The organism is Clostridium sp., assembly GCF_032552055.1.
In the GTDB taxonomy this organism is placed as follows: Bacteria; Bacillota; Clostridia; order Clostridiales; family Clostridiaceae; genus Clostridium.
Genome location: NZ_JAWGSV010000314.1, coordinates 1 through 3,192 on the forward strand (window position 1 = coordinate 1; position 3,192 = coordinate 3,192).

4 protein-coding genes are annotated in these 3,192 nt (G+C 29.6%); 2 read left to right on the forward strand and 2 right to left on the reverse strand.

The window, feature by feature from the left end:
• Positions 1-287 precede the first annotated feature (287 nt).
• Complete coding sequence (gene asnA, locus E6248_RS14755; RefSeq protein ID WP_316341542.1) at positions 288-1,301, forward strand: aspartate--ammonia ligase; 1,014 nt, start codon at positions 288-290, stop codon at positions 1,299-1,301.
• Between the two features lie 161 nt (positions 1,302-1,462).
• On the forward strand, positions 1,463-1,651 hold the full coding sequence (locus tag E6248_RS14760; protein ID WP_136005671.1) for a ferredoxin: 189 nt from the start codon (positions 1,463-1,465) through the stop codon (positions 1,649-1,651).
• Positions 1,652-1,748: 97 nt separating this feature from the next.
• On the opposite strand, the gene E6248_RS14765 is transcribed toward E6248_RS14760, so the two are convergent.
• On the reverse strand, positions 1,749-2,252 hold the full coding sequence (locus tag E6248_RS14765; RefSeq protein ID WP_316341543.1) for a threonine/serine exporter family protein: 504 nt from the start codon (positions 2,250-2,252) through the stop codon (positions 1,749-1,751).
• A 15-nt stretch (positions 2,253-2,267) separates the two neighbouring features.
• Positions 2,268-3,032, reverse strand: a complete 765-nt coding sequence (locus tag E6248_RS14770) for a threonine/serine exporter family protein (protein ID WP_316341544.1) — start codon at positions 3,030-3,032, stop codon at positions 2,268-2,270.
• Between the last annotated feature and the right edge of the window lie 160 nt (positions 3,033-3,192).

The following is a 3,192-nucleotide window of genomic DNA, read 5'->3' on the forward strand; positions in this document are numbered from 1 at the left end:
TCTCTGAGCTATACCCCCAAAGATAACAACTAGTAGGCGGTAATCGGGCGCACCCGTTATAGTGATAGAGTATCTAAGTTTTACTTACGTACTTGATAAGGTTATTATTGTGAAGTAATAGCGAATTAAGGTGGCAACATGGAATGTAACTTTCATCCTTTTATAGGGGTGAAGGTTTTTTTTATTTTGTCTAAAAAAGTTAATAATTCTTTAAAGAGTTTAAATATACGTATATTTATAAAAAATTTTATTAAAAAGCTAATCAAAAATTAAAGGGGGATTTTTTTATGAAAATCGATGGAATAATTGTACCAGAAGACTACAAAAGTAGCTCAACATTAATTGAAACTGAAATTCATATTAAAAAAATTAAGGATTTTTTTGAAAGAGCATTAGCTGAGGCATTAAGTTTAACTAGAGTTTCTGCACCTTTATTTGTTGAATCCAGCAGTGGAGTAAATGATAGTTTAAATGGAGTTGAGAGACCAGTTAAATTTGATATATTAGCAACAGGCAGTGATGTAGAAATAGTTCATTCATTAGCTAAATGGAAGAGATTAAGTTTATATAGATATGGATTTAATGTAGGAGAAGGACTATATACAGATATGAATGCAATTAGAAGAGATGAGGAATTAGACAACCTTCATTCTGTATATGTTGACCAATGGGATTGGGAAAAAATTATAACTAAAGAAGAAAGAACAGAAGAAAAACTTAAGGAAATAGTTAGTACTATATATGGAGTATTTAAGAAAACTGAAGCTTTTGTTAAAAGTGAAGGTATGGGGAAAGAGATAGACCTTCCAGAAGAAATTTTCTTTATTACAACTCAAGAACTTGAAGATTTATATCCAGATTTAACAAGTAAAGAAAGAGAAGATGCTATATGTAAAAAGCATAAGGCTGTTTTCTTAATGAATATAGGGGATAAGTTAAAATCAGGTGAAAAGCATGATGGAAGAAGTCCAGACTATGACGATTGGAATTTAAATGGAGATATATTATTCTGGTATCCATTACTAAATAGAGCTTTTGAGCTTTCATCTATGGGAATTAGAGTTGATAAAGAGTCACTAGATTACCAATTAAGAGTTTCAGATAATGATTTTAGAAGAGAATTTGAATTTCATAAGATGCTATTAAATGATGAACTACCATTTACAGTTGGTGGTGGAATTGGACAATCAAGAATTTGTATGTTCTTTTTAAACAAAGCCCATATTGGAGAAGTTCAATCAAGTGTCTGGGATGAAAAGAATTTAAAAGTATGTAGAGAAAATGCAATAAATTTATTATAAGCAAAATAATTACTTTAAATTAGAGCTTTCTATTAATAATTAACTGTAGTTAATATTGACATTTCTATATAATTATTTATAATGAGGGTATATTAGGTAATAATTATACATGTTAAATTTTAAGAAGATATAAATTTAATGTAAATAAAGGAGGCGGGTTTATGAAAGCATTCGTAGACGAAAATACTTGTATATCATGTGGATTATGTGAAGGGATATGTCCTGAAATTTTCTCATTAGAATCAGGAGTATCACAAGCTAAGGAAGGTCCAGTACCAGCTGAATATGAAGATGCAACTAGAGAAGCTTGTGATAGCTGTCCAGTTACTGCAATATCAGTAGAAGAATAATTTAATAGTTTAATATCAAAGTAGATATTATCCAATAAGAAAAGGTGGATTCATTAATTTGACTCCACCTTTTTGTAAATATGTATTACTGTCTAATTTATTTTTTTCTATAATTATCGAGTCTGTATTTAAATAGCCTTCTTTTAGATATTTTTTCAATTTCTCTTATCTCACGTTTATTTTTGGCTGACATAAGCAGTTTTGTTATAGTAGATACAAAAATCACACCTAAAGCTAAAGAACCTGCACTAGCTAAAGTATTTAACCCAAGCTCTATTGATTCCATTATATTGCCATTTACAGCTTCGTACATTGTATAATACATGCCACCTCCAGGTACTAGGGGAATAAGGGCGCAAATTATTAAGGAAGTAACTGGAGTTTTTAAGACTCTAGCCATTATTTCTGAATAAACACTAAATATTATTGCTGAAATAAAAAATGATGAAGTTGTATCCAAACCAAATTCAAAACAAATTAAGCTTACAAACCAACTTAGTCCACCTCCAAGGGCAGCATAAAATAAGTTTTTACCTTTTATATTAAATAGTATCCCAAATCCTAGGGTAGCAAAAAAAGCAAATAGTGATTCACTTAACATAATAATCCTCCTAAATTACAGGGTTCCAAAGGTTGATATCCAAAAGCTAAGAACAGCACCAGTACCTATAGCTATTGAGATAGCTACTAGAAATGCCTCCACAGCTCTTGTAAGGCCTGCTAGTAAGTCACCAGATATTGTATCCCTAATAGCATTAGTAATAGCAAGACCAGGCACTAAAAGCATTATAGATCCTATTATAGTTTTATCTAAATCTACAATTAAGTTTGATTTTAATAAAAAAATTGCAACGATTGCTGCTACACCAGCACAAATGCTATTTATAAAAAATTGGTTAATTCCTAAGTTAGCAAATTTAATAGATACAGATTTTATTACAAGACCAATTAAAAAGGCAGCTAGAGCTTCTCTTAGTTCTCCACCAAATAAGAAAACAAAGCAAAAAGCACCTAATGCAGAAATTAATATAGCTGTTTTATCACTATATCTTTCGCCATTATCAATTAATTTTAATTGCTCTTTAAGCTCAGAAACTGTTAATCCTCTATTTATAATATTTCTAGATAGATCGTTAACCTTATGCACTTTATCTAAATCTATAGTGCGAGTTGATACTCTTCTTATTAAAGAATAAGTTTTACCATCATGGCATATTGAAACCATCACACCTGTAGTGGTAACAAAACTTTCAGCTTCTTCAACTCCGTAAATTTTACAAATTCTCCATACTATTTCTTCTGCCCTATAAGTTTCTCCACCAGATTCTAACATTATTTTTCCAGCAAAGGTTGCAACATGAAGTATTTCATTTAAATCCATAAAGATTACTCCTTAAACTAAAAAATTTCTTTATATATTTTCAAAAAATACTAGCATTACTTAGATGCTAGCAAAATATTTTTTCAATGAAATATAGTTAATATATTATAACTTATGTATTATAACATATGGAAATAGTTTATTATAGTAGTTTGTATAT